The 23,334-nt window shown below is 65.2% G+C and carries 21 protein-coding genes and 1 tRNA gene; 10 read left to right on the forward strand and 12 right to left on the reverse strand.

Going from position 1 to position 23,334, the window contains the following annotated elements; all coding sequences use genetic code 11:
- The first annotated feature begins 21 nt into the window (after positions 1–21).
- On the forward strand, positions 22–570 hold the full coding sequence (locus BKA03_RS11470; protein WP_062074066.1) for an arsenate reductase/protein-tyrosine-phosphatase family protein: 549 nt from the start codon (positions 22–24) through the stop codon (positions 568–570).
- 28 nt (positions 571–598) lie between these two features.
- On the opposite strand, the gene BKA03_RS11475 is transcribed toward BKA03_RS11470, so the two are convergent.
- Both BKA03_RS11475 and BKA03_RS11480 read right to left on the reverse strand, forming a co-directional pair.
- Positions 599–907, reverse strand: a complete 309-nt coding sequence (locus BKA03_RS11475) for a hypothetical protein (protein WP_062074067.1) — start codon at positions 905–907, stop codon at positions 599–601.
- 103 nt (positions 908–1,010) lie between these two features.
- Positions 1,011–2,036, reverse strand: a complete 1,026-nt coding sequence (locus BKA03_RS11480; RefSeq protein ID WP_062074068.1) for a LacI family DNA-binding transcriptional regulator — start codon at positions 2,034–2,036, stop codon at positions 1,011–1,013.
- 88 nt (positions 2,037–2,124) lie between these two features.
- On the opposite strand from BKA03_RS11480, the gene BKA03_RS11485 reads away from it, so the two are divergent.
- The 5 genes from BKA03_RS11485 (at position 2,125) to BKA03_RS11505 (ending at position 8,558) form a co-directional block, all read left to right on the forward strand.
- Positions 2,125–2,478, forward strand: a complete 354-nt coding sequence (locus BKA03_RS11485; protein WP_306457107.1) for an L-rhamnose mutarotase — start codon at positions 2,125–2,127, stop codon at positions 2,476–2,478.
- Between the two features lie 133 nt (positions 2,479–2,611).
- A complete protein-coding gene (gene rhaI / locus BKA03_RS11490; RefSeq protein WP_062074070.1) occupies positions 2,612–3,778 on the forward strand; it encodes an L-rhamnose isomerase in 1,167 nt (388 codons plus the stop codon).
- A gap of 24 nt (positions 3,779–3,802) precedes the next feature.
- Positions 3,803–5,836, forward strand: coding sequence for a bifunctional aldolase/short-chain dehydrogenase (locus tag BKA03_RS11495; RefSeq protein WP_373366733.1), 2,034 nt, complete (start codon positions 3,803–3,805; stop codon positions 5,834–5,836).
- The gene (locus BKA03_RS11500; protein ID WP_062074072.1) at positions 5,833–7,257 is read left to right on the forward strand and encodes a rhamnulokinase; all 1,425 of its coding nucleotides are present in this window, start codon (positions 5,833–5,835) and stop codon (positions 7,255–7,257) included. Before BKA03_RS11495 ends, BKA03_RS11500 begins: the two co-directional genes overlap by 4 nt.
- An 8-nt stretch (positions 7,258–7,265) precedes the next feature.
- On the forward strand, positions 7,266–8,558 hold the full coding sequence (locus tag BKA03_RS11505) for an alpha-hydroxy acid oxidase (protein WP_062074402.1): 1,293 nt from the start codon (positions 7,266–7,268) through the stop codon (positions 8,556–8,558).
- Positions 8,559–8,647: 89 nt separating this feature from the next.
- On the opposite strand, the gene BKA03_RS11510 is transcribed toward BKA03_RS11505, so the two are convergent.
- From BKA03_RS11510 to BKA03_RS11525, 4 genes are all read right to left on the reverse strand, one after another.
- The gene (locus tag BKA03_RS11510; protein ID WP_083971086.1) at positions 8,648–10,312 is read right to left on the reverse strand and encodes an ATP-binding protein; all 1,665 of its coding nucleotides are present in this window, start codon (positions 10,310–10,312) and stop codon (positions 8,648–8,650) included.
- A gap of 311 nt (positions 10,313–10,623) precedes the next feature.
- A complete protein-coding gene (locus tag BKA03_RS11515; RefSeq protein WP_062074073.1) occupies positions 10,624–11,736 on the reverse strand; it encodes an ABC transporter substrate-binding protein in 1,113 nt (370 codons plus the stop codon).
- A gap of 71 nt (positions 11,737–11,807) precedes the next feature.
- Positions 11,808–12,680 (reverse strand): ABC transporter permease, encoded by an 873-nt coding sequence (locus tag BKA03_RS11520; RefSeq protein WP_062074074.1) that lies wholly within the window; start codon positions 12,678–12,680, stop codon positions 11,808–11,810.
- Positions 12,677–13,534, reverse strand: coding sequence for an ABC transporter ATP-binding protein (locus BKA03_RS11525; protein WP_083971089.1), 858 nt, complete (start codon positions 13,532–13,534; stop codon positions 12,677–12,679). The genes BKA03_RS11520 and BKA03_RS11525 overlap by 4 nt, the downstream gene beginning before the upstream one ends.
- 227 nt (positions 13,535–13,761) lie before the next feature.
- Here BKA03_RS11525 and BKA03_RS11530 point away from each other — a divergent pair, with 227 nt between their 5' ends.
- Together BKA03_RS11530 and BKA03_RS11535 are read left to right on the forward strand one after the other, a co-directional pair.
- Positions 13,762–14,481 carry a response regulator gene (locus BKA03_RS11530; protein WP_202965704.1) on the forward strand — a complete coding sequence of 240 codons (720 nt, stop codon included), beginning with the start codon at positions 13,762–13,764 and terminating at the stop codon, positions 14,479–14,481.
- A gap of 243 nt (positions 14,482–14,724) precedes the next feature.
- The gene (locus BKA03_RS11535) at positions 14,725–15,549 is read left to right on the forward strand and encodes a class II aldolase/adducin family protein (RefSeq protein ID WP_062074076.1); all 825 of its coding nucleotides are present in this window, start codon (positions 14,725–14,727) and stop codon (positions 15,547–15,549) included.
- A 53-nt stretch (positions 15,550–15,602) separates the two neighbouring features.
- Here BKA03_RS11535 and BKA03_RS11540 read toward each other — a convergent pair whose 3' ends face one another.
- From BKA03_RS11540 to argS, 3 genes are all read right to left on the reverse strand, one after another.
- Positions 15,603–15,779, reverse strand: coding sequence for a hypothetical protein (locus BKA03_RS11540; protein ID WP_179398088.1), 177 nt, complete (start codon positions 15,777–15,779; stop codon positions 15,603–15,605).
- Between the two features lie 133 nt (positions 15,780–15,912).
- Complete coding sequence (lysA, locus tag BKA03_RS11545) at positions 15,913–17,241, reverse strand: diaminopimelate decarboxylase (protein ID WP_062074077.1); 1,329 nt, start codon at positions 17,239–17,241, stop codon at positions 15,913–15,915.
- 2 nt (positions 17,242–17,243) lie between these two features.
- Positions 17,244–18,917 carry an arginine--tRNA ligase gene (gene argS, locus BKA03_RS11550; protein WP_062074078.1) on the reverse strand — a complete coding sequence of 558 codons (1,674 nt, stop codon included), beginning with the start codon at positions 18,915–18,917 and terminating at the stop codon, positions 17,244–17,246.
- 96 nt (positions 18,918–19,013) lie between these two features.
- On the opposite strand from argS, the gene BKA03_RS11555 reads away from it, so the two are divergent.
- Both BKA03_RS11555 and BKA03_RS11560 read left to right on the forward strand, forming a co-directional pair.
- A tRNA-Arg gene (locus BKA03_RS11555) sits at positions 19,014–19,086 on the forward strand.
- Positions 19,087–19,244: 158 nt separating this feature from the next.
- The gene (locus BKA03_RS11560; protein ID WP_062074079.1) at positions 19,245–19,451 is read left to right on the forward strand and encodes a hypothetical protein; all 207 of its coding nucleotides are present in this window, start codon (positions 19,245–19,247) and stop codon (positions 19,449–19,451) included.
- Positions 19,452–19,595: 144 nt separating this feature from the next.
- Here the strand turns inward: BKA03_RS11560 and BKA03_RS15585 are convergent, their stop codons facing one another.
- The 3 genes from BKA03_RS15585 to BKA03_RS15735 all read right to left on the reverse strand — a co-directional run bounded on the left by BKA03_RS15585 (position 19,596) and on the right by BKA03_RS15735 (position 23,267).
- The gene (locus BKA03_RS15585; protein WP_218856028.1) at positions 19,596–20,663 is read right to left on the reverse strand and encodes a M15 family metallopeptidase; all 1,068 of its coding nucleotides are present in this window, start codon (positions 20,661–20,663) and stop codon (positions 19,596–19,598) included.
- 271 nt (positions 20,664–20,934) lie between these two features.
- Entirely contained in the window at positions 20,935–21,972 is a 1,038-nt protein-coding gene (locus BKA03_RS11570; protein WP_062074081.1) for a hemolysin family protein, read from the reverse strand.
- The gene (locus BKA03_RS15735; RefSeq protein WP_062074082.1) at positions 21,969–23,267 is read right to left on the reverse strand and encodes a hemolysin family protein; all 1,299 of its coding nucleotides are present in this window, start codon (positions 23,265–23,267) and stop codon (positions 21,969–21,971) included. The genes BKA03_RS11570 and BKA03_RS15735 overlap by 4 nt, the downstream gene beginning before the upstream one ends.
- Positions 23,268–23,334 lie beyond the last annotated feature (67 nt).

Genomic DNA, 23,334 nt, shown 5'->3' on the forward strand with positions numbered 1-23,334 from the left:
CCCACGCCATAGAGTCGTGCCGTGTCCGATCTCGCCCGCGTCCTCATGGTCTGCACCGGAAACATCTGCCGCTCTCCCGCGATGCATTACCTCGCCGCTCGCGACTGGGCGGGCGCCGCCGAGGTCTCGTCGGCGGGAACCCACGCGGAGACCGGCATGGACGCGACGCCGGATATCCGCCGCTCCGCCGCCGATCGGGGCCTGGCGATTCCCAGGCATCGGCCGATGCAGCTGACGGCCGCGTTCGTGTCGCGCGCCGACCTGGTCCTGGTGGCGACCGAGGCGCATGCGCGTTGGATTTCCAGCGAGATGGGCGGATTACCGGATCACGTATTCGGGCTCAAGCAGGCTGCCGCGCTCGCGTTGAGGGCCGATGCCCCCGGCGGGGACACTGCGGCCGAGCACTTGCGTGGCGCCGCGGCCGCTTTGCTCGCGGAGCAACGCCGAGAGCCCGCACCTCTGCGTAGCCTCGACGACCCGTGGGCGCGCGACCCCGGGACCTATGACCGGGTCATCGGCGATATTTTCGAAGCCGTGTCAGCGCTCACGACCTGGGCCCGCGTGGGCTGACGTCGCGGCGCCGAGCGACCGGGCCCCGTTAGTCGGACTTCATTATCCAATTTGGCGCGACATCCAGCACGCCCTGTACCAGGCTGTCGATGCTGCCCTCACCGCCACCTACGCCGGGCCCGTGGTCTTCCCTCGTGTCGGCGGCGCCGTCCGGGTCGTCCTCTGAGAACGCGGCCTCGTCTGACATGGCCCTGCCTACGGACTCGTCAATCGCCTCGAACTCGGTGTGCCCGTACTTTGCGCGCTCCGTCCCGACCTCGTTGGCGATGTCGACGAGCGCCTGGGTTCCCTCGTGCACTTTCTGGTCCTCTTGTGATTCCTTGCTGGACTCGTTCATGGGCGTTGATCCCTTTCGATTGTCCATCGCGGGCGGAAACCGCCCACTCAGGCAACGGAGAGGTCAACGGAAGCGTTCCGATGGCGTCCCTGATCCTCGCCTACTAGGGACGAAGCGTGGCGGCCGCAGTCGACGCGCGCACCACAAGCTCCGGGGTGAAGACCACGTGCCGCGGCGGCTCGGTGCTCGCACGACCGCGCTCGGCAAGAAGCAGTTCGACGGCGGTGGCACCGATCTGTTCGCGCGGCTGGCGCACCGAGGTGATGGGCACCACGGACGCGGCGGCGAACTGGATGTCGTCGTAACCCACGAGACCCACGTCGTCGGGAATACGCACAGGAGTCGCCCCCGCCATCAACGCCTGTTGAATCCCAATGGCCACCAAATCGTTGGCGGCGAGAATGCCGTCTATCTCGCCGCGCGCAACCCGTTCGCGCAGGTCCTCACCCATGCGCATGCCCGCGTCAAGCGTCAGATCGTTGCTGGGGAAGATGTCCAGCGTGGCTCCCGGGACCTCGGAAACCGCCTGGGCGGCTCCCGCGCGGCGGTCAACGATCTGACGGATCGTCGGCAAACCTCCCACACACACAAGCCGACGGCGACCCGTGTCAAGGAGGTGCCTCGCCGCCATCTTGCCTCCCGCGACGTCATCCACGGCAACGGAGGGCAGCGACCCCTCGCCGGATCGACGGTCGACCAACACCACGGGAATTCCGCGTTCGCGCAACCTGCGAAGTCGGGTTTCGGCATCCCCGACCGGAACCACCAACACTCCCGCGACGCGTTGCCGTTCGAATAGATCGAGCTGTTGGTTTTCGCGCTCCTGGTTGTCACCACTGTTGGCCAGCATCACGCTCATGCCCTCGAGAGCGGCGCGGCTTTCCACGCCAAGTGCGACGTCCGTGAAGAACGGGTTGCCGATGTCGAGCACGATCAGCGCGATCGAGGTGGACTTGCCCGCGCGAAGTTGTCGAGCCGCGGCGTTGGGCACAAAGCCAAGCTCGGCGATCACGGCCGAGACCCGGGCGAAGGTCGCCGGCCGCACGCTGTCGGGGCGGTTCAACACGTTCGACACGGTGCCCACCGACACACCTGCGTGCAGCGCGACATCGCGCACACTCACGGTCATGACGCTCGCTCACCTTCACACTCCGGGCGACGCCGTGGTCCGACGCGCACCCTCGTTTTCTGCACGTTAGCCTAACTAGGCTGAAAGGATGAGAACCATGACGCGAGTTTGCTTCATGTTGCGCGTGCGCCCCGAGCTCATGGGCGAGTACGTGGAGCGCCATCGCGCAGTTTGGCCCACCATGCTGGAGGCCATTCGCGACGCCGGCCGCCGCAACTACTCGATCTTTCTCGCAACCGACGGCACCCTCGTGGGCTACTACGAGACGGACGACGACGCCGAGGCCGCGCGGCGATTGGCAGAGGACCCGCGCACCGTGGCCTGGGAGGCGGAGTCTGCCAGGTTCTTCGTTGACCTCCGCGGTGCGCGCGCCGACCAAGGCATGCCGCAACTGACCGAGGTTTTCCACCTTGAGGACCAACTGGGCGCGCTCGACGACTGATTCCCGCAGGCGACCAGTTGCGATCGACTACCCCCTTTGGCTTGACGGCCAAGCACTGCCGTCCTAGAATCTGAAACGATTCATTTGTCGAACCGGCATGCTTGACGCCTGCACGCCTCAAAGGAGAGCCCGCATGGCCTTCACGTCCCAGACCGCGTCCCGCCTCGAAGAGCAGGCCATCGAATTGCCGTCGTGGGCCTTCGGCAACTCCGGCACCCGGTTCAAGGTGTTCACGCAGCCTGGCGTGCCACGCGACCCGTTCGAGAAGATCGCGGATGCCGCCCAGGTTCACAAGCACACGGGACTGTCCCCCACCGTGGCGCTTCACATCCCTTGGGACAAGGTCGACGACTACGCGGCACTTCGCGAGCACGCAGAGGACCACGGCGTTGCTCTAGGCACCGTCAACTCCAACACGTTCCAGGACGACGACTACAAGTTGGGCTCTCTCGCACACCGCGACCCCACCATCCGCCGCAAGGCGATCGATCACCATCTCGAGTGCATTGACATCATGGACATGACCGGCTCACGCGACCTGAAGATCTGGCTCGCGGACGGCACCAATTACCCCGGTCAAGACGACATGCGAGGACGCCAGGATCGCATCGCCGCATCTCTTGAGGAGATTTACGCGCGCATCGGCGACGAGCAGCGCCTTGTCCTCGAATACAAGATCTTCGAGCCGGCGTTCTATCACATGGACATTCCCGACTGGGGCACCAGTTACGCACAGGTGTCCGCCTTGGGCGAGCGCGCCGTCGTCTGTCTCGATACAGGCCACCACGCGCCGAGCACCAACATTGAATTCATCGTCATGCAGTTGCTGCGACTGGGAAAGCTTGGCTCCTTCGATTTCAACTCGCGCTTCTATGCCGACGACGACCTCATCGTGGGCGCGGCGGATCCGTTCCAGCTGTTCCGCATCATCGTCGAGGTGATCAGGGGCGGCGGCTACGGGGAGGAAGGCGACACCGCGTTCATGCTCGACCAGTGTCACAACATTGAGGACAAGATTCCTGGCCAGATCCGCTCGGTTCTCAACGTCCAGGAGATGACGGCGCGCGCATTGCTAATCGACCTGCCGTCGCTCGACGCGGCCCAGGCTGCGGGCGACGTGCTCACGGCCAACGGCACCATGATGGACGCCTTCTACACGGATGTGCGCCCAGATCTCGCGACGTGGCGCCAAGAGCGCGGACTCCCCGCAGACCCGATCGCCGCCTATGCCGCCTCGGGCTACCAGCAGAAGATTGCGGCCGACCGCGTCGGCGGCACACAGGCCGGCTGGGGCGCCTGAACCATGCCTTCAGGGATTGGCTCCGTGCCCGTCACCGCCTCCGAACTCATCGCCCGATCGAATCGTCTCGGCTCCGACCCGAAGAACACCAACTTCGCGGGCGGCAACACGTCCGCCAAGGGCACCGCGACTGACCCCGTCACTGGCGAAAGCATCGATCTCATGTGGGTCAAGGGCTCGGGCGGAGACCTGGGCACGCTCGGTACCGATGGCCTCGCCACCCTGCGCCTCGACCGGCTGCGCGCGCTCGTGAACGTCTACCCCGGCGTCGACCGCGAAGACGAGATGGTCCCGGCCTTCGACTACTGCCGCCACGGGATCGGCGGCGCCACGCCGTCGATCGACACGGCCATGCACGGCCTGGTCGATGCCGCGCACATCGACCACCTCCACCCCGACTCCGGAATCGCCATCGCCGCCTCCGCCGACGGCGAGGCCCTGACGCGCGCCATCTTCGGTGATCGCGTCGCATGGGTGCCGTGGCGTCGCCCAGGCTTCGAACTCGGACTCGACATCGCGGCCATCAAGGAGGCAAACCCGCAGACGATCGGTTGCATCCTCGGCGGCCACGGCATCACGGCCTGGGGCGACACCTCCGACGAGTGCGAGGCGCGCTCTCTCGAGATCATCGACACTGCCGCCGAGTACATCACGCAGCACGGCAAGGCCGACCCCTTCGGGCCAGAGCTGGCCGGTTACGGCCCACTCCCAGTCGCTGAGCGTCGCGCCAAGGCGGCCGCCCTTGCACCCGTGATCCGCGGGCTTGCCTCGCACGACAGGCCGATGGTGGGCCACTTCACCGACGCCGACGTCGTGCTGGACTTCCTGTCTCACGAGGCGCACGCGCGCCTCGCCGCTCTCGGTACGAGCTGCCCCGACCACTTCTTGCGCACCAAGGTCAGGCCCATGGTGCTCGGTCTGCCTGCCGATGCGTTTGTCGAGGACTGCATTGCGCGCCTCAAGGAGCTGCACGAGGCATATCGCGATGATTACCAGGCCTATTACGATGCTCACGCCACCGCCGAGTCCCCCGCGATCCGCGGCGCGGACCCCGCCATCGTCCTCGTCCCCGGCGTCGGCATGTTCAGCTTTGGCGCCAACAAGCAGACGGCCAGGGTCGCGGCCGAGTTCTACATCAACGCCATCAACGTCATGCGCGGCGCCGAGTCGCTGTCGACCTACTCCCCCATCTCCGATGCCGAGAAGTTCCGCATCGAGTACTGGGCACTCGAGGAGGCCAAACTCCAGCGCATGCCCCGCCCCAAGTCCCACGCCACCCGGGTGGCATTCGTGACGGGGGCCGCCTCGGGCATCGGCAAGGCAATCGCCACCCGCCTGGCTGCGGAGGGCGCTTGCGTGGTCATCGCGGACCTCGATCTCGAGAAGGCGCAGGCCGCCGCGGCCGAACTGGGCAGCACCGACGTGGCGATTGGTGTCGCCGCGAACGTCTCCGACCCCGCCGCCGTGCGCGCCGCGATGGACGAGGCGGTGCTCGCCTTCGGAGGCGTGGACCTCATCGTCAACAATGCGGGCCTGTCCCTCTCCAAACCGCTCCTGGAGACCACCGAGGCCGACTGGGACCTGCAGCACGCGGTGATGGCCAAGGGGTCCTTCCTCGTGTCCCAGGCCGCCGCGAGGGTGATGATCGCGCAGGAGATGGGCGGCGACGTCGTCTACATCGCGTCCAAGAACTCGGTCTTCGCGGGCCCCAACAACATCGCCTATTCGGCCACCAAGGCGGACCAGGCGCACCAGGTGAGGCTGCTCGCCGTGGAGCTCGGCGAGTTCGGCATCAAGGTGAACGGCATCAACCCCGACGGCGTGGTGCGCGGCTCCGGCATCTTCGCGGGCGGTTGGGGGGCCAACCGCGCCAAGACCTACGGAATCGAGGAAGACAAGTTGGGCGAGTTCTACGCGCAGCGCACCATCCTGAAGCGCGAGGTGCTCCCCGAGCACGTCGCCAACGCGGTGGCCGTCATCACCGGTCCCGACATGACCCACACCACGGGCCTGCACCTTCCCGTCGACGCGGGCGTCGCGGCGGCCTTCCTCAGATGAGTGTCGTCACCGTCGCAGCTGTCGACCTGGGAGCGACCTCCGGTCGCGTCATGGTCGGCCGCGTTGGCGACGGCATCCTCAGTCTCCAAGAGGCGGCACGATTCGCCAACGGACCAGTGGCGACCCCCGACGGTCTGCACTGGAACATTCAGCAGTTGTACTCAGACGTCCTCGCCGGGCTGCGCGAGGCAGCGACACGCGCATCCATCGCGTCGATCGGAATCGATTCGTGGGCGGTGGACTACGCGCTACTCCGTGGCGATCGCGTGCTCGGCCAACCTTTCCACTATCGCGACGAGCGGACCGCACGCGGCGTGGAGACGGTGCACGCTCAGGTGCCCTTCGCCGACTTGTACTCACACAACGGCCTCCAATTCCTGCCGTTTAACACCCTGTACCAGTTGGCCGTTGAACGCGATACGGGCATGCTCGACGTTGCGGACCGTGTCCTTCTCGTGCCCGATCTCATGGCCTGGTACCTCACAGGCGAGAAGGTCGCGGAGTCCACGAACGCCTCGACGACCGGCTTGCTCGACGTGACGACTCATGGCTGGAACGGCGAGCTCATGGATCGACTTCACCTGCAACGCACGCTGTTCCCTAGTCTCGTCCAGCCCGGAGACCGCATCGGCTCGCTACTCACCCACGTCGCCGTCCAGACCGGCCTGCACGCCAGCACTCCAGTCATCGCCGTGGGCTCGCACGACACGGCGTCCGCGGTCGTGGCCACGCCCATGACCGAACCGGGTGGGGCGTACATCTCTTGCGGCACGTGGGGACTTGTCGGCGTCGAGACCGAGAGCCCCGTTCTGACAGTGGCCGCGCGCGAGGCCAACTTCACCAACGAGGGCGGCGTCGACGGTCGCACTCGCTTCTTGCACAACGTCATGGGTCTGTGGCTGCTCAATGAGACGGTCGCCGCCTGGATTTTGGAGGATGGCGGTCCCTTCAACCTGAGCGCTCTTCTGGATGCCGCGGCAGCGGTCGAAGACGCGGTCCCCGTGTTCGATGCGAACGATTCCCGGTTCGTGGCTCCCGGTGACATGTCCGGGCGGATCGCCCTGTGGTGCACCGAGCACGGCGTTTGGGCGCCAACCAGCCGCGCGCACATCACCAGAAGCATCGTCGAAAGCCTCGCGGCGGCATTCGCAAGCGCGATACGCAACGCGGGCGAGCTCAGCGGCCAGGAGGTACGCCGCATCCACATCGTGGGCGGCGGCGCCCAGAACCCGCTGCTGTGCCAGCGCACGGCGGACCGCGCCGGCCTGCCCGTCATCGCCGGGCCCATCGAGGCCACGGCGATCGGCAATGTCTTGGTGCAAGGTCGGGCATTGGGCGCGACCGAAGGCTCGCTCGAGTCACTGCGCGACCTGGTCGCACGTACGTTCAATCCGCGGGTGTTCCAACCGAAAGGGCATTGAGCATGAAGATGAAACGCAAACTCCTGCGGCCGGCGGACCTTGCCCCGCTCATCCACTTCAAGAAGCTCGAGCTAAACGGCCGCGCGCGGCGCCTGTCGGGGGCGCACACCATCGCCGACCTTCGCGAGATCGCGAAGCGGCGCACCCCTAAGGGGGCGTTCGATTACACCGACGGCGCGGCCGAGGCGGAGCTTTCATTGGGGCGCGCGCGCCGCGCATTCCGTGAGATCGAGTTCCATCCGGCCATCCTGCGCGACGTCTCTCGCGTCGATACTTCCGTCGAGATCTTGGGCGGAAGGTCCGCCCTTCCTTTTGGCATTGCACCCACGGGGTTCACGCGCATGATGCAGGCAGAGGGCGAGCGGGCGGGCGCCTCCGCCGCCGGCGCCGCGGGCATCCCGTTCTCGCTGTCGACGTTGGGCACCGAGTCTCCCGAGGTAGTCCGTGAGGCAAACCCCGACGGACGTTGCTGGTTCCAGCTCTACATGCAGAAGGATCGCGACAAGTCGATGCAGTTGGTCGAGCGCGCGGCCGCCGTGGGCTTCGACACTCTTCTCGTCACCGTCGATGTGCCCGTCGCCGGTGCACGCCTGCGGGACAACTACAACGGCTTCACAATTCCCCCTCAGTTGACGCCCAAGACGGTGTTGAACGTGATTCCGAAACCCGAGTGGTGGTTCAACTTCTTGACGACTGAGCCCCTCACATTCGCCTCGCTGAGCGAGTGGAAGGGCACCATCGGCGAACTGCTCGACACGCTCTTCGACCCCACCGTCGACTTCGACGACCTCGAGTGGATTCGCGACCAATGGCCAGGCAAGGTGGTCGTCAAGGGAATCCAAACGCTCGCCGACGCCAAGCGAGTTGTCGATCTGGGCGTCGACGGCATCGTCCTGTCAAACCACGGCGGCCGCCAACTCGACCGCGCGCCGGTTCCGTTCCACCTCCTGCCCACAGTGGCCGCGGAACTCAAGGGCAAGACCGAGATCATTCTTGACACCGGCATCATGTCCGGAGCCGATATGGTGGCGGCCCTGGCGCTTGGCGCCGACTTCACCCTCGTGGGCCGCGCCTACCTGTACGGGCTCATGGCTGGCGGTCGCGAAGGCGTCGACCGCGCGATCGAGATTCTCAGGAGCGAGACTGTGCGCACCATGAAGTTGTTGGGGGTATCCTCCGTTAGCGAGCTCAACCCCGACCACGTGACGCAGTTGCGGCGCCTGGTCCCCGTGCCCGGACCACGCGCGATCGCCTCGGGCGCTTCCACTGCACCGAAGGCGAGGCACGCCCCTTCTCGCTGATGACCGCGTCAGACGACGCTCTGCAAGCCGCGATGGCCCCTACTGATGTTCCCGACTGCTGCGGGCTCACCCGCGTCAGCCCCCGGTGCTCAGAGGATCGAGCGCCGGTTTCCGGTACCGAAGGCCGTCGGTTCGATTCCTATCGAAGGTGCCGATCCACCCACGCCGTCCAGCCCGCCCAACGGAAGCGTGACATCGAACCGTGCTCCAGCCTGTGAGGTGACGACTATCGAGCCCCCAGCGCGCAGAACCAGGCGGTGGACCAACGCGAGTCCTACGCCCCGATGCAGGCCCGCCCTTGGCGTCTTCGTCGAGTAGCCGTCGACAAAGACCTGCTCGAGTTGATCTTGGGGAATGCCGGGCCCGGTGTCGGACACCGAAATACTGACTACCTGGTCGGATTCCTCGATGTGCACGATGACCTGGCGAGGTTGGCGGTCACTCGGGCCTCCTGCCACCGCGTCCACGGCATTGTCGACGAGGTTGCCCAAAATGGTCACCAGCGCGGTGGGGTCACGGGCCCCTGTGAGCATTCGACTCTCGGGGTCCAGCATCACTTCGACCCCCCGTTCGGCAGCCACGGTCATCTTTGCAAGCAGGAGGGCGGCCACTACGGGTGGGCCGATGCGGTCCCGCATCTCTTGGGCCGCGAAGGCTGACTGGGCGGTCAACTGACCCGCGTACGCCGTGGCCTCTTCGATCTCGCCCAGTTCGAGCAGCCCGGACAGCGCGTGCAGGCGGTTGGAGTACTCGTGTTCCTGGGCTCGTAGCGCGTTCGTGATGCTCTCCACCGAGTCCAGCTGTCTCAACAGTGCCTCCATCTCGGTGCGGTCCCTGATGGTCACCACCCATCCCGTCTCGCGCCCAGCCACCGTCACCGGCATCCGATTAATCACCAGCAGATTCTCGTCGGTGACCGCCACGGCGTCGGCGTCCGACACCACTCCGGAAAGGATGTCGTGCAGCCGGCCCTGCGGCACGAGATCGTCGAGTCGCTGCCCCACCGTGGCGCCGGCAATCCCGAGAAGCCTTCGTGCTTCGTCGTTGAGCACGTTGACTCGACCCTGCGTATCGAAAGCGATGACGCCCTCGCGGATGCCGTGCAGGGTCGCTTCGCGCTCCTGGACTAGGGCTACGATCTCGGCTGGCTCGAGGCCGAACGTCGCCCGTTTGATCGCCCGTGCCAGGATCAGGGACGCCACGAAGCCCACCGCCAGCGCCAACCCGGTGTAGAGGATCGCGGGCAACAGCGCCTGATCCAACTGCGCCGTCACCTTGGTCGCGAGGATCCCGACCGAGACCTCACCGATGGGCTTTCCGCTGCTGTCGCGGATCGGGGCGCGCGCGTTCGCCGACCGGCCGAGGCTGCCATTGTTCACTCCCGTGTGGATGTGACCGTCGAGGGCAACGACCGGCTCCTCGACCCGCTTTCCGATCAGCGCCGGGTTGGGATGGGAGTAGCGGGTCCCGTTTGCGTCGATCACCACGACGTACGCGGCGCCGGTGTCTTTCACCACTTTGTCTGCAACTCCACGGATGATGCCTTGGGGGTCTCCGGCGGCCAGCGCGGTCGATACCACCTCCATGTCGCCCACGGCAGCCGCGATGTCCGACGCGCGCTGCCTTGCGTTGCTGTCGGCGGTCGACCTGGCCAGGGAAGCATAAAGCCCCAACCCGATCGCCATCGTGACGGCGATGATTGCCAACACGGCAACCAGAATTCGCGACGAGAGCGCGTTACTGTGCAGACGCATACCCCAGGATGGCTGAAAAACAGGCATAGAGCCACCCGTTTCGTAGGTATCAGCTCCAACTCTCACAGGTGATCCCGCCGCGCGACCCCGCCGCGTTGGGGCCAACGCGGCGGGGTGAGTGGTGCGCGGCCGCCTTCGCCATCGCTTTTCGAAGGCCGACGACGGTGGGGCTCGGCTGCTAGCGGTGCCCGTTCTTCAGCCGACGGACAGGACAGGTCGGATCGGCCTGCGTGGAGAACCACGCAGGCCGATCGCGAGGTGTCACTCAATGGTGACGTTGACGTGTCTGTGCCCGTGAGGAGGAGGCTGCGTCATCCGTCGGCGCCTGCAGGCGTCGTCGTGGTGGTGTAGCCCTCGAGCTTGTTCGCGGCGATGGCGTACTTGTTGGTGAAGGTGTTGGCGATGGTGACCTTGGAGGTGTCGACACCATTTGCCTTCTCCATGGCGAAGATCACCTTCGGTCCACCGGCTGGCATGATGCCGTCAGGCAGGAACTGACCCTTGTCCGTGGTGAGCCCGGCAATGTACTTGTCCTTGCTAATGGTGCTGTTCTCGACAAAGTCGGCCGGCAGCGCGTTGGCGATGTCCGTTGCCGTGTGGGTGTCGATCCAGTGCATGGTGTCGACCAACGCGTCTACCACCTTCTGGACGGCATCCTCGTGGGAGTTCACCCAGTCCGCTTGAGCGAGCAGGCCGGCCGCGGGCCAGTCACCTCCGAGGGTGGCCTTGGCACCGTCCGCGGTGGCCAGATCAATGGCGCTATAGGCCAGACCCTTGTCGGTCAGAGCACCGACGGTGGGTTGGGTGGTCATCACACAGTCCACGGCACCCTGCTGGATTGCGGCGATTGCGGTCGCACCGGCACCCACCGCCTGGGTCGTGTAGTCGTTCCTGGTGACGCCACCTTGGGAGGCGATGAACTGGGTCAGTTCGTCGGTTCCGGAACCAAGGTCCGTGACGCCCATGGTCTTGCCCTTGAAGTCGGCTGGCGCATGAACACCACTCTTGGTGGCGCACATCTCTCGTTCGCCCGGAGCTCCAGAGAGCTGAATGATGTTGATCACGTCCTTGCCCTTGGACTGGAAGTCGATGGTGTGGACGTACCAAGCGCCAGCCATGTCGACGCTGCCGGAGGCCATCGCGTCTTCCGCTCCGACGCCGCCCTTCGTTTCGGTAGAGAGTTCGACGTTGACTCCGTACTTCTTGTAGAAGCCCAGACTTTCGGCGAGCTGATACGGCAGGTAGATCTGCTTGTCGATGCCTCCCACCATCATCTTGACCGTGGGCATCGCGGTGGAAGTGGCGGTTGAACTCGCGCTGGCCCCTGGGGCGCTAGTGCTGGCGGCGGGTGAGTTGGTGCTACAGGCCGCGAGGGTGAGCGCAATCGCTCCGGTAGCGGCTACCGCGTAGATCTTGTGCTTCATCGTGCGTGTCCCTTTCCTTGTGACTTTCCCGAGAGTTCGGGCGTTCTCAGTGCAATGAGTCGTGGCGATCGTCAGATCGCGTGGGCCTCGGAGCGGTTCGGTGGGCGCCACTTCGGGAGCGAACGCTCCAGCAACGTGATGAGGTACTCCGCCACGAGAGTGACCACAGCGATGATCACCATGCAGGCAAAGACGGTGTTGGGATCAAACGTGTTCTGCGCCTCGGTGATGAGCAGCCCGATTCCATGCTGGGCACCGAGCACCTCTGCGACGAGCGCGCCGACGATCGCGAAGCCGAATGCCGTGTGCAGGCTCGCGATGATCCATGTCATCGCGGAGGGGATGGTCACATGGGCGGCGACCTGAAGCGGCGATGCACCCAAGACGCGCACGTTCGCGACCAGATTCGGGTCTACCTCTCGAACGCCCTGGAAGGCGTTGAAGAAGACCACAAAGAAGACCAGCACCGCCGCGAGTAGCACCTTGGGGAATATCCCGAACCCGAATGCCACGAAGAAGATCGACCCAAGCACGATGCGGGGGATGGCGTTCAACATGCGGATGTAGGGGCCGGCGACTGCAGACAAGTACTTATTGGAACCCAAGAGGATGCCAAGGACGACGCCCACGACCGTGCCCAAAGCGAAGCCGTAGAGCGCCTCTTCCATGGTGATCCGGAGGTTGAGCCAGATGCTGCCGAATACCGTGCCCTTGGTGAAGAGCCGGAACAAGCTGTTCCAGACTTCGGTGGGCTGGCCGAAGAAGAACTTGTCGACCCACCCTTCAGTGGTGAACCATTGCCAGCCCCCGATCATGAACACCGCGAAGCCGATCCGGCCAAGCCAGATCGATGTCGCGCGCCTCTTCATGGCACGCCGAGCAGAGAACCGAAGTTCAGCCGCCTCCTCCTGGGCGAGAGAGTCTTTGAGCATGGTGGTAGTCATGCTGCTGAACCTGCAGTTTGCTCATAGGCACGGGTGACCTCGTCCTTCAGGGACTCCCATATCCGGCTCTGTATCTCTAGGAAGCGCTTCTCATGACGGATCTGCTGGACGTTGCCACGCGGCCTGGGAAGGTCGATATCGAAGACGTCCTTGATCGTGCCAGGGCTGCTCGTCATGATGACTACCCGATCGGAGAGCGCCACCGCCTCGTCGAGATCATGCGTGATGAACAAGACAGATGGACGCAGCTCCTCCCAGAGGTGGAGCAGTTCGTTCTGCATGATGGCCTTGGTTTGCACGTCGAGAGCGCCAAACGGCTCGTCCATCAACAAGATTCTTGGATTGTTGATCAGTGCCGCTGCCATGGCGACGCGTTTGCGCATGCCGCCGGACAGCTGGTGCGGGAAGCGGTCCTCGAAGCCGGTCAGGCCAACACGGCGCAGCCAATCCATGGCGAGCGTGGTGGCTTCTCGCTTGGGCGTGCCGAGAAGCACGGGGCCGATCGACACATTGTCGAGGACGGTCTTCCAGGGGAAGAGCGCATCCGCCTGAAACATGTAACTGACGCCGCTGGTGACGCCATCGACGATCTGATCGCGGACTCTCACCGAGCCGGCGCTTGGCCGCTCCAAACCGGAGATCTGCGCCAGCGTCGTGGACTTTCCGCAGCCGGTCGGCCCGACGATGGCGCAGAACTGGCCGGGTTCGACGGTGAGCGTCACATCCTGGATAGCAGTGAACGTCTCGCCCTTCGGCGTGAGGTACCGCTTCGTCAGGCCGCGAATGTCGATTCCTGCCGCTTCGTCGACTCTCACGCGGTCAGCGGGCGGCCGGTGCGCAAAATGAGCATCCATGTGCAAAGACCTCTTTGTCTTTCGCTTCACGACCGTGAGGGGACCACGGAAGTTACCGTGAACGCTAAGAGGTGATCGTTGGTGCCGGAAGGCTTCAGTCAGTTGTTCGTCTTTTCCGCGCAAGTGCACGTTGTGTGCGTTTTCCGCAACAGGGCAAGTGCGCGGTCGGCATGCCGTGGCCGGTGAGCCCCCTTAGGTGATATCGCAGCCGGAGGTACCTTTGACGTGTGACTATCGGACCAGGCGCCGCGAGCGGCTCAGGTAAGCGCGCGCAGGCGTTGATCAAGACACTGGTGATTGACGACGATTTCAGGGTCGCCGGAATTCACGCGGCCCACGTGGCTAAGGTCGACGGCTTTGAATGCGTGGGCCAGGCATACAACGCCGCAACCGCGCGGGAGGCAATCGCTCGTCTGGACCCTGACCTGCTCCTGCTGGATGTGCACCTCCCAGACGAAGATGGGCTCTCCCTGCTGCGATCCCTGCAGGCGGCGGGAACCCAGGTTGATTGCATCATCATCACTGCCGCCCAGGACGTGGCCACCGTCAAGTCGGCGATGACCAGCGGAGCGGTCTATTACCTCGTGAAGCCATTTAGCTTCGACCGGCTCCGAACACAGTTGGAGGCGTACCGGACGTGGCGTCAGGAGTTGGCATCCGCCTCAACCGCAAACCAGGCAACCGTGGACAGCCTCTACAACTCTCGCTCGGTTGGGATCAGCCCCGCCACCCTGACACCACGCCTGCAGCCCACCATGCAGAAGGTGCTCAACGCCGTCCGCACCGCCGGTGGTCCGGTCGGCGCGGCGGAGATCGCTGACCAACTCGGCGTCAGCCGCCCGACGGCCCAGCGCTACCTCGGCGCACTGGAGCGTCGGGGCCTGCTCATCCTGGACCTCACGTACGGCGGCACCGGCCGGCCGCTGAACACATACACCTTGCCGTAGGAGTACGAGGTGGTAAGCCGCTGTCGGGGTGCTCGTGGTCACTCCCCCGGGCCTGGTGTGCAACTCTCGACGGCTTACAACACCATCAGTTCGCTCTAGTCGCGCCAGGAGGCGCAAACGCGAGCTTCCTCGGATAAGGACGTTGGGCGCACTCCCCCTTCGTTCGAGCGTGATTGAATCGTTTCATCTCGGCATGTATCGACCACGACACCGGCGTCGCGCGCCCAACCAAGGAGAACCCGCATGGCCACCGACCAGCCCCGCCCCACCATCGACGAGCTCATCGCCCAGATGGGCGAATCGGGTGCCCGCATCTGCGACATCGACGCCTCCGAGGCCGGAGCGGGCAACATCTCGCTCTACATCGGCTGGGATATCGAGGTCCGCCGCCACTTCCCGAACGCCGAGGAGATGACCCTCCCCGATCCCGCACCCGCGCTCGCAGGCGGAACCCTGCTTGTCACCGGTTCCGGCCGTCGTCTTCGCCAGATCAAGGACGAACCCCTGTCCGCCATCGGAGCCGTGCGCGTGCACGCCGATGGCGTCACGGGCACTCTGTACACGTCGAACACCCGCCGATTCGCAAGGCTCACGTCCGAGTTCAACTCGCACCTCGCCGTGCACCAGGACCAGGTGGCGCGCCGTGGTATCGACTTTCACGCCGTGGTTCACGCCCAGCCGCCGCACCTGACGTATCTCAGCCACATCCCCGCCTACCGCGACACGGCCCGCATAAACGCCGCGATCCTGCGCTGGGAGCCGGAGACCATCGTGAGTCTTTCGCAAGGCATCGGAGTACTCGAATTTATGATCCCCGGCTCTGTCGAGATGGGTCTGGCCAATGTCGCGGGGCTCCGTGAGCACGAGATCGTCCTGTGGAGCAAGCACGGCACCATGTCCCGCTCGGATGTCTCCGTGTATCGCGCCGTCGACCGCGTCGAGTATGCGGAAACCGCCGCGCATTACGAGTACATGGATATCGTTGCAGGCGGCCGCGCGGAGGGCCTGTCCAAGGCCGAGATCCGCTCCGTCGCCGACGAGTTCGGCATCGTTTCGCCCTGGCTCTAGACGCGGCGCCGGGCAGGACCTAACCGCCGCAGCACCGCCCTCACGGTAGGCCGCTACTCCGCAGGAGTGTGGTGAGGGCCCTTCAGCGGTTCGATCTCGTGCTGACCCTCGGGCAACACGAACTTCTTTCCGTCGTGAACTCCACGCTCGTGCTCGGTCTCTTCCGCAATCGCCTCAAGTGCCAGCGTGGCCTTTTGGAACTGCTCTTCGCTCTCCGTTGACTCGCTCATGAGTCGAACCTCCTTCGTGTGTCCCTTGTGCAAGCGGCACGAGCCACTCGCGTGGCCCCACGGGGGGCGAAGTCGAACGTTGGAGCCACTTCAAGTATGCGCCTCTTACCACGGCGGGTCACCGCTCACGCGCTCAAAGAACGTCCCAATCGAGCAGGTCAGCCAAGGTATCGCGCCTGATCAACACGCGCGACTTCCCGTCCCGCACCCCAACGACCGCGGGCCGGAGCACCGAGTTGTAGTTGCTCGCCATGACGCGGCCATAGGCGCCCGTCGCGGGCACCGCGAGCAGGTCCCCGCGCGCGATGTCGGATGGCAACTGAACGTCGCGCACGAGGATGTCGCCCGACTCGCAGTGCTTTCCCACGACGCGGGACAGCACGGGCGGCGCCGACGACACCCGCGACGCGATCGCCGCGGTGTACTCCGCGCCATACGTGATGGTGCGCATGTTGTCGCTCATGCCGCCGTCGACCGCGACGTACTGCCGCTGGCCGCCCTCTTCGAGCGACACGTTCTTGGTGACGCCGACGGTGTAGAGCGTCATGCCCGCGGGCCCGGCAATACCCCTTCCCGGCTCGATTGAGATGTGCGGCCAGCCGCCGCCCGCCGCGTCGACGCCCTGCGCCACGACGTCGGCGATCTCGAGGGACGCCTTCTCGACGTCCATCGACTCCGACTCGGGCGTGTACGCAATCGCGTATCCGCCGCCCAGGTCCACCTCGGGCATCTCGAAGCCGGTCTCGGCGGCAAAGTCGGCGCGCAGGCGCAGCATCCGCTCGGCCGAATCCTTGAAGGCCCCGATCGACAGGATCTGGCTACCGATGTGCGTGTGGATCCCGAGCAGCTCAAGGTGCGGCGAGGCGTGCACTGCGCGCAGCGCATCGAGCGCCGCGCCGGTCGCGAGCGACAGCCCGAACTTCTGGTCCTCATGCGAGGTGGCGATGTATTCGTGGCCACCGGCGTGCACGCCCGTCGTCACGCGAATCAGCACGGGAGCGACCACACCGGCGGCGGCGGCGAGCGCGTCAAGCACCCCGATCTCCGTCATCGAGTCGACGACGATGCGGCCGACGCCCACCTCGAGCGCACGGATCAGTTCGGCATCGGACTTGTTGTTGCCGTGCAGCGTGATACGGGCACCGGGGGCGCCGCCGCGCAACGCGAGCTCGAGCTCTCCGCCACTCGCCACATCGATGCCGAGGCCCTCGTCGAGCACCCAGCCAGCGATCTGCGAACTCAGCAGTGCCTTGGACGCGTAGAACACGTCGCAGTGCGCGCCGTGGCGACCGAAGGCGGCCGCAAAGTGGTCGCGAAAACCCGCGGCGCGCGCGCGGAAGTCGGCCTCGTCGACGACGTAGACCGGCGTGCCGTACTCGGCGGCAAGCGCCCGCACGTCGCAGCCGCCAACGCCCAGCGCGCCATCGTCGGTGCGCACCACGGTCGCCGACCAGACGGGCACGGCTACATCCTCTCGGGGGCGCCGACGCCGAGCAGGCCCAGGCCGTTGCGCAGCACCTGGCCGGTCGCGTCGTTGAGCCACAGGCGCGTGCGGTTGAGGTCAGTGACGTCCTCGTCGCCCTGCGGGGTGACGCGCGTGCGGTCGTACCACTGGTTGAACGCGGCGGCCACTTCCTCGAGATAGCGGGCCACGCGGTGCTGCTCGCGCAGGTCGACCGCCTGGGCGACGACGCGCGGGAACTCGCTCAGCAGGCCGAGAAGTGCCGACTCCGACTCGTGCGTCAGCAGCGTGGCGTCGAAGGCATCGTCCCTGTTAATGCCGTATTCGGCGGCATTGCGCGCCACTCCGCATGTGCGCGCGTGGGCGTACTGGACGTAGAAGACGGGGTTGGCATTCGACGACGACGCGAGCAGGTCAACGTCGATGTCGAGAGTCGAGTCCGCCGAGGAACGCGCGAGCGCATACCGCGCCGCGTCGACGCCGACGTTCTCGACGAGGTCCTCCATCGTCACGACGTTGCCTGCGCGCTTTGACATCCGCACGGGAAGGCCGTCCTTTACCAGGTTGACCATCTGCCCGATGATGACCTCGACCGAGTCGGGGTCATAGCCGAGCGCGGCCGCGGCCGCCTTGAGGCGAGCGATGTAACCGTGGTGGTCGGCGCCAAGCAAGAAGATGCACAGGTCCGCGCCGCGCTCGCGCTTGTCGCGGATGTACGCGATGTCGCCCGCGATGTACGCGGCGTTGCCGTCGGACTTGATGACCACGCGGTCCTTCTCGTCGCCAAACTCGCTCGATCGCAGCCACCAGGCACCCTCGGCCTCGTACAGCGAGCCTGAGGCCTTGAGTTCCTTGAGTGCGCGGTCGACCTTGCCGGACTCGTGCAGCGAGTTCTCGTGGAAGTACACGTCAAACTCGACACCGAAGTCCTTGAGCGACTGCTTGATCTGGGCGAACATGAGCAGCGTCCCGCGTGAGCGGAAGAACTCGAGGGCCTCGTCGTGCGGGAGTTCGAGCGGATTCGTCTCGCCCACCTCCATGGCATCGACGAGGATCTGGTCGGCGATGTCGAGAATGTACTGTCCCCCGTAGCCGTCCTCGGGCGCGTCCTCACCCTTGATCGCCGCAAGCAGTGAAGCGGCAAAGCGGTCGATCTGCACTCCGTGGTCGTTGAAATAGTACTCGCGCGTCACCTTCGCGCCGTGGAATTCGAGCAGTCTGCTGAGCGAGTCGCCCACTGCGGCCCAGCGCGTGCCGCCCAAGTGGATGGGGCCCGTCGGGTTGGCCGAAACGAACTCCACGTTGACGTGCGTGCCCTCGAAGGAGACGCCGCGCCCAAAGTCGTCTCCCGCCTCGACGATCGCCCGAGCAAGTTCCCCGGCGGCACCCGCCGTGAGGCGAATGTTGAGGAAGCCCGGCCCCGCGACGTCGGCCACGCCGATGCCGTCTACCGTCACCAAGCGCGCCGCGAGCGCCTCCGCGAAGGCACGCGGGCTGGTGCCCGCCTTCTTGGCGAGTTGCATGGCGACGTTGGTCGACCAGTCCCCGTGCTCTCGCACCTTCGGGCGCTCGACGCGCACCTCAACGATGTCCTCATTGGTGAGAGCGAACTCGCCGACGGCGATGCCCTCCTCGATGCAGACGGCAATGGTCGCGGAAAGCTCTTCAGGGGTCACAGTACGAGTCTATCCGCGCCTGGGTCTGCGGCCGATGCGTGCGACGCCACTCGGACGGCAAGCCCAGTGGGAGCCCGCTGGTACCCTGTCATCGTCGCCCTCGTAGCTCAGAGGATAGAGCGCCGGTTTCCGGTACCGTAGGTCGCAGGTTCGATTCCTGTCGAGGGCACACTTGTGATGTCTCAAGACATCGTTGACCGATGTGTCGGGACATCGTTGACAGAGGTCCTCCCCCACGCGGTCCCCGCACGATTCACTCCCCCGGACGATGCCGAGCGTCGCCGACCCTGGCCAACGTGCTTTCGGAAGGTCTACGAGGGAGAACACGTGAAGGCGTGCCACCTACTTTTCATCTTGGCGATCGCCGCATTCGCGGCAGGAGCGCTCGTCGGTTGCTCGATCAACGGCGGCGGACCCTGGATCAGTCGCACCGAGCGCACCGTGAACCACGGCAACTCCTTCTCCGTGTCGGTGACGGCCGACTCCGGCTTGCAGAAGCACATCAACGACTTCGCGGACCGTGCGGTCGGTTGACACTTCGCGGGATCAGGAAACTCACCGCGCCGGATCGTCACTACGGTGCAGTCGCCTGCCTCGTCGCTACGGTGCAGTCGCCTGCCTCGTCGCTACGGTGCAGTCGCCTGCCTCGTCGCTACGGTGCAGTCGCCTGCCTCGTCGCTACGGTGCAGGCGCCGGCTTCGTCGCCGCTGGTGCAGGCGAGGCGGGTGCCGTCGTCGCGGGGGCCTTCGCCACAGGTGCAGGCGAGGCAGGTGCAGTCGTCGCAGGTGCAGTCGTCGCAGGTGCAGTCGTCGCAGGTGCAGGAGCTATGGCTGTCGTTCCGCCATCGGCGACCCCGGTGATTCCTCTCGAGGCGTAGATGGCGTCCGTCGCGGGCTTGTACTCCCAGTGCCACGGCTCGTACGTGCGGAACACGGCCCAGTCTGGGTGGTCGAAACCGTACGTGGCGGCGTTCTGTTTTAACCACGCGTCCGGCGCGCCGTGGTCATCGCCACCGCACAAGTCAAATGCCACGCCGAAGCCGTGCATCGAGGTTCCGGGAGACGCCGCCAAGTAACCGCGGGTGGCCTTCATCTGCACCTGTTGGGCGTAGGTACGGTAGCCCTGAAGGAGGCAAATGTCCCTGCCGAACGCGGCCTTGAACTGCGCGTTCATTTGGGCGAAATTCTGGGCCGCGTCAGCGCGCAAGTAGTTCTTTCCGTCTGGCAAGAGGCACAACTGGTCGAGGCCCAACTCGCCGTTGACCTCGCCATCAAAACTGACAGGAAGGGCACAATTGGGAAGCAGTGAGCTGCCGATGTAGGCCGTGTCGGCCATCGCGGCGAGCTTGGACTTCTCGTCGATGGTTGGGAGGGCGAGCACCGTGGGAATCAACACGGGGCCGTCACCCAACAGGGCGCGGCCCGTCGTCGGGTTCTGGCCAAGGACGACACCTGGGACCGCCTCCGCGGCGTTGCGGTGATACTCAACCACATTGCCCATAATCGGATAGACGACCATTGCCAAGCCGAAGCCAGCGAGCACTCCGCCACGGGCGACAAACTTGCGGCGCTTGTGTGTGGTGCGAACTCTGATTTCGCGCGTCTCCGTGAGGCGCTTGATCCTGCGCGACGCCGCAAACCTGCGGGTGGCGGCCACCGGCTGAGCAATGGGGCGGTATGGACCCGCGGGGATCACACCCGTGACGGCCGTGTTGCCGACGAAAAGGGACAGAGAATCAGTCGACACCAGATCTGTGGACAACAAAGTGCCCATGGACAACAAAGTGTCTGCGGACGACAAAGACCCTGTAGACGGTCCGGTGGTATCACTCAAAAGACTCATGACCTGGTCAATATCTGGATTGGGGTCGCCAGCGTCGAGCCGCAGAGAGGTATCTGCTGTCACTCGCGCCCTCCGAAAATCCGTCCGGCCCCCGCCATCCACCCAACGTGCAACCGGGCGGTACTGATGCAGTGTAACCATTCTGTGACCTTTGTGGCCAGTCCCAGGACCCCGACTAGTCGCCCTCGAACCTGGCAACAATGTCCCGGACTTCTCCTACAAGCTCCTCGATGATGTCCTCAAGGAACACTACCCCCGCAACCGAAGCGTCTCGGCGGACGAGGGCGACGTGCGCGCCGGACCTCCTCATTCTCGCAAGAACAGACTCCACCTCTTCGTCAACGTCAACTTCGGCGATGTCCCGGATGCGCCAGTCCGCCATGGGTTCTTCCCGCTCCCCAGGGCGCACCTGGAGCGCGTCCTTGATGTGCATATAGCCCACCACCGTGTCGTCTGCGTCGCGAACCGGAAAGCGCGAATAGCCGGTCTCGACACACAGCAACTCAAGCGCCTCAGCAGACGCCCCCGCACGCACACACACCACGTCATCCAGCGGAACCATGACGTCGACGGCCGTGTGATCCGAAAACTCGATCGCCCCCTGGAGCAGGCCCTCCGCGTCGGTGAGCGTGCCTTCTTGGCTTGACCGCTCGACGATTGACTGCACTTCAGCGGCCGTAAAAGCGGACGTCACCTCATCGCGCGGTTCAACGCCGATGAGCCTCAGTAGCGCGTTCGCCATCGCGTTCAGGACCGCGATGAGCGGTCTTGCGATGCGCGCGATCCACACGAGGGGAGGACCAAACAGGAGCGCGGCCTTGTCAGGGCTCGATACCGCCGCGTTCTTGGGCACCATTTCGCCGAAGATCACATGGAGCCCCACGATGATGAACAGCGCAAACGCCACTGCGATGCTATGTGCGACGGCCTCCGAGATGCCGCCGTGGAGCACCCCCTCAAGGGAGTGGGCGATAGCGGGTTCCGCAACGATGCCCAGCGAAACGGAACACACCGTGATGCCCAATTGCGCCGTGGCGAGCATGAGCGACACGTTTTCCATGGCCCACAACACCGTGTGGGCCGCACGAGACCCCGATTGGGCGAGCGGCTCGATCGAACTGCGACGAGCGGAAATGATCGCGAACTCGGCGCCGACGAAGAACGCATTGGCAAGCAGCAGCCCGATCACGCCGAAAACGAGACCTATATTCATGGCGCCGCCTCGACCGGAGCGACTACGGCCCGCAAGCGGTCGATTCGTCGACCCTCCATACGCTCGACCGTGAGCGTCACTGCGTCGAGTTCGACGACGTCTCCGTTCCTTGGAAGCCTGCCGAGCGTCGCCATGACGAGCCCTCCCACCGTCTCGTACACGTGGGAAGTGGGAAGCGTGATTCCGGTGCGTTCCGCCACCTCATCCGGGCGCAGCACGGCTGGAATGATCCACGCACCTCCTGGCGCCCTAAAGACCTGGGCCCGACGCGAGTCGTGCTCGTCGGCGACCTCACCAACAATCTCCTCCACGACGTCCTCAAGAGTGACGATTCCTGCGGTGCCTCCGTACTCGTCGACAACCACCGCGCACTGCAATCCAAGATCCTTGAGCTCCACCAGCAGCGGACGCAGCGGCATCGTCTCCGGAACGCGGGGTGCCGCGACCATGAGATCCCGCGCTGCCGTCGTATCGCGCTCGTGCGCGCTCACCGCAATCGCTTGACGCACGTGCACCAGGCCAATGATGTCGTCGATGCCCTCGCCGACCACCGGAAAACGCGAGTGGCCCGTGCCCCTGGCGAGCGCGAGTACATCGGCGGCCGACGCGTCGGCACCGACGGTGTGCATTCGCGTTCGGTCCGTCATGACGTCGACAGCCTCGAGGTCATCGAGATCGAGAGTGTTCTTGAGAAGCAGTGCCGTTCCGGGCGACAAGGTCCCCACCTCGGCGGAACGTCGCACCAGCGCTGCAAGCTCTTGCCGCGAGCGCCCGCCAGCGAGCTCCTCTTGCGGCTCAAGTCCAACAAGCCTCACGACCGCGTTCGCCGCGCCGTTGAGTGCGGCGATGAGCGGCCGGAGTACCACGGTGAAAGCGAGCATGAATGGGGCGACCGCCTTGGCCGTTCCCAACGGATTGGCGATCGCGGCGTTCTTTGGCACGAGTTCGCCGACGATCATCGAGAAGGCATTGACCACGACCAACGCGACGACAGTCGCAACGGTGACCGACGCTCCTCGCACGAGGGGCGTCGCGGCGGCGGGGCCCTGGAGAAGGAACGCCAGTGCGGGCTGCGCGGAATATCCCAATAGCACTGTCGTGAAGGTGATTCCCACTTGAGCGCCCGACAGTTGGGTAGACAACGATCTCAAGGCGGTGCCGACGCGGCGGGTGGCTCGATCCTGGTCACCGACGCTCGACGGGTCCAGGGCCACAAAGGCGAACTCGGCCGCGACGAAAAGCGCCGTGCCAAGCGTGAGACCCACGCCGAGCGCGACAAGGAGCCATTGCGTCACAAGGTGCGCCTTTCGCCTGCCATCGTGAACTCAGCATAACCGAGCGCCCCTCAAGACAGCCGGGCGC

The sequence above is a fragment of the Demequina lutea genome (genome assembly GCF_013409005.1).
Lineage (GTDB): Bacteria > Actinomycetota > Actinomycetes > Actinomycetales > Demequinaceae > Demequina > Demequina lutea.

What these genes read in the sequence shown, in the direction of transcription:
- BKA03_RS11515 (WP_062074073.1), bottom strand. Translation starts at nt 11,736, where the DNA reads ATGAAGCACAAGATCTACGCGGTAGCCGCTACCGGAGCGATTGCGCTC.
- BKA03_RS11510 (WP_083971086.1), bottom strand. Translation starts at nt 10,312, where the DNA reads ATGCGTCTGCACAGTAACGCGCTCTCGTCGCGAATTCTGGTTGCCGTG.
- BKA03_RS11540 (WP_179398088.1), bottom strand. Translation starts at nt 15,779, where the DNA reads ATGAGCGAGTCAACGGAGAGCGAAGAGCAGTTCCAAAAGGCCACGCTG.
- rhaI (WP_062074070.1), top strand. Translation starts at nt 2,612, where the DNA reads ATGGCCTTCACGTCCCAGACCGCGTCCCGCCTCGAAGAGCAGGCCATC.
- BKA03_RS11480 (WP_062074068.1), bottom strand. Translation starts at nt 2,036, where the DNA reads ATGACCGTGAGTGTGCGCGATGTCGCGCTGCACGCAGGTGTGTCGGTG.
- BKA03_RS11475 (WP_062074067.1), bottom strand. Translation starts at nt 907, where the DNA reads ATGAACGAGTCCAGCAAGGAATCACAAGAGGACCAGAAAGTGCACGAG.
- BKA03_RS11500 (WP_062074072.1), top strand. Translation starts at nt 5,833, where the DNA reads ATGAGTGTCGTCACCGTCGCAGCTGTCGACCTGGGAGCGACCTCCGGT.
- BKA03_RS11570 (WP_062074081.1), bottom strand. Translation starts at nt 21,972, where the DNA reads ATGAATATAGGTCTCGTTTTCGGCGTGATCGGGCTGCTGCTTGCCAAT.
- BKA03_RS11520 (WP_062074074.1), bottom strand. Translation starts at nt 12,680, where the DNA reads ATGACTACCACCATGCTCAAAGACTCTCTCGCCCAGGAGGAGGCGGCT.
- BKA03_RS11505 (WP_062074402.1), top strand. Translation starts at nt 7,266, where the DNA reads ATGAAACGCAAACTCCTGCGGCCGGCGGACCTTGCCCCGCTCATCCAC.
- BKA03_RS11485 (WP_306457107.1), top strand. Translation starts at nt 2,125, where the DNA reads ATGAGAACCATGACGCGAGTTTGCTTCATGTTGCGCGTGCGCCCCGAG.
- BKA03_RS11535 (WP_062074076.1), top strand. Translation starts at nt 14,725, where the DNA reads ATGGCCACCGACCAGCCCCGCCCCACCATCGACGAGCTCATCGCCCAG.
- BKA03_RS11525 (WP_083971089.1), bottom strand. Translation starts at nt 13,534, where the DNA reads ATGGATGCTCATTTTGCGCACCGGCCGCCCGCTGACCGCGTGAGAGTC.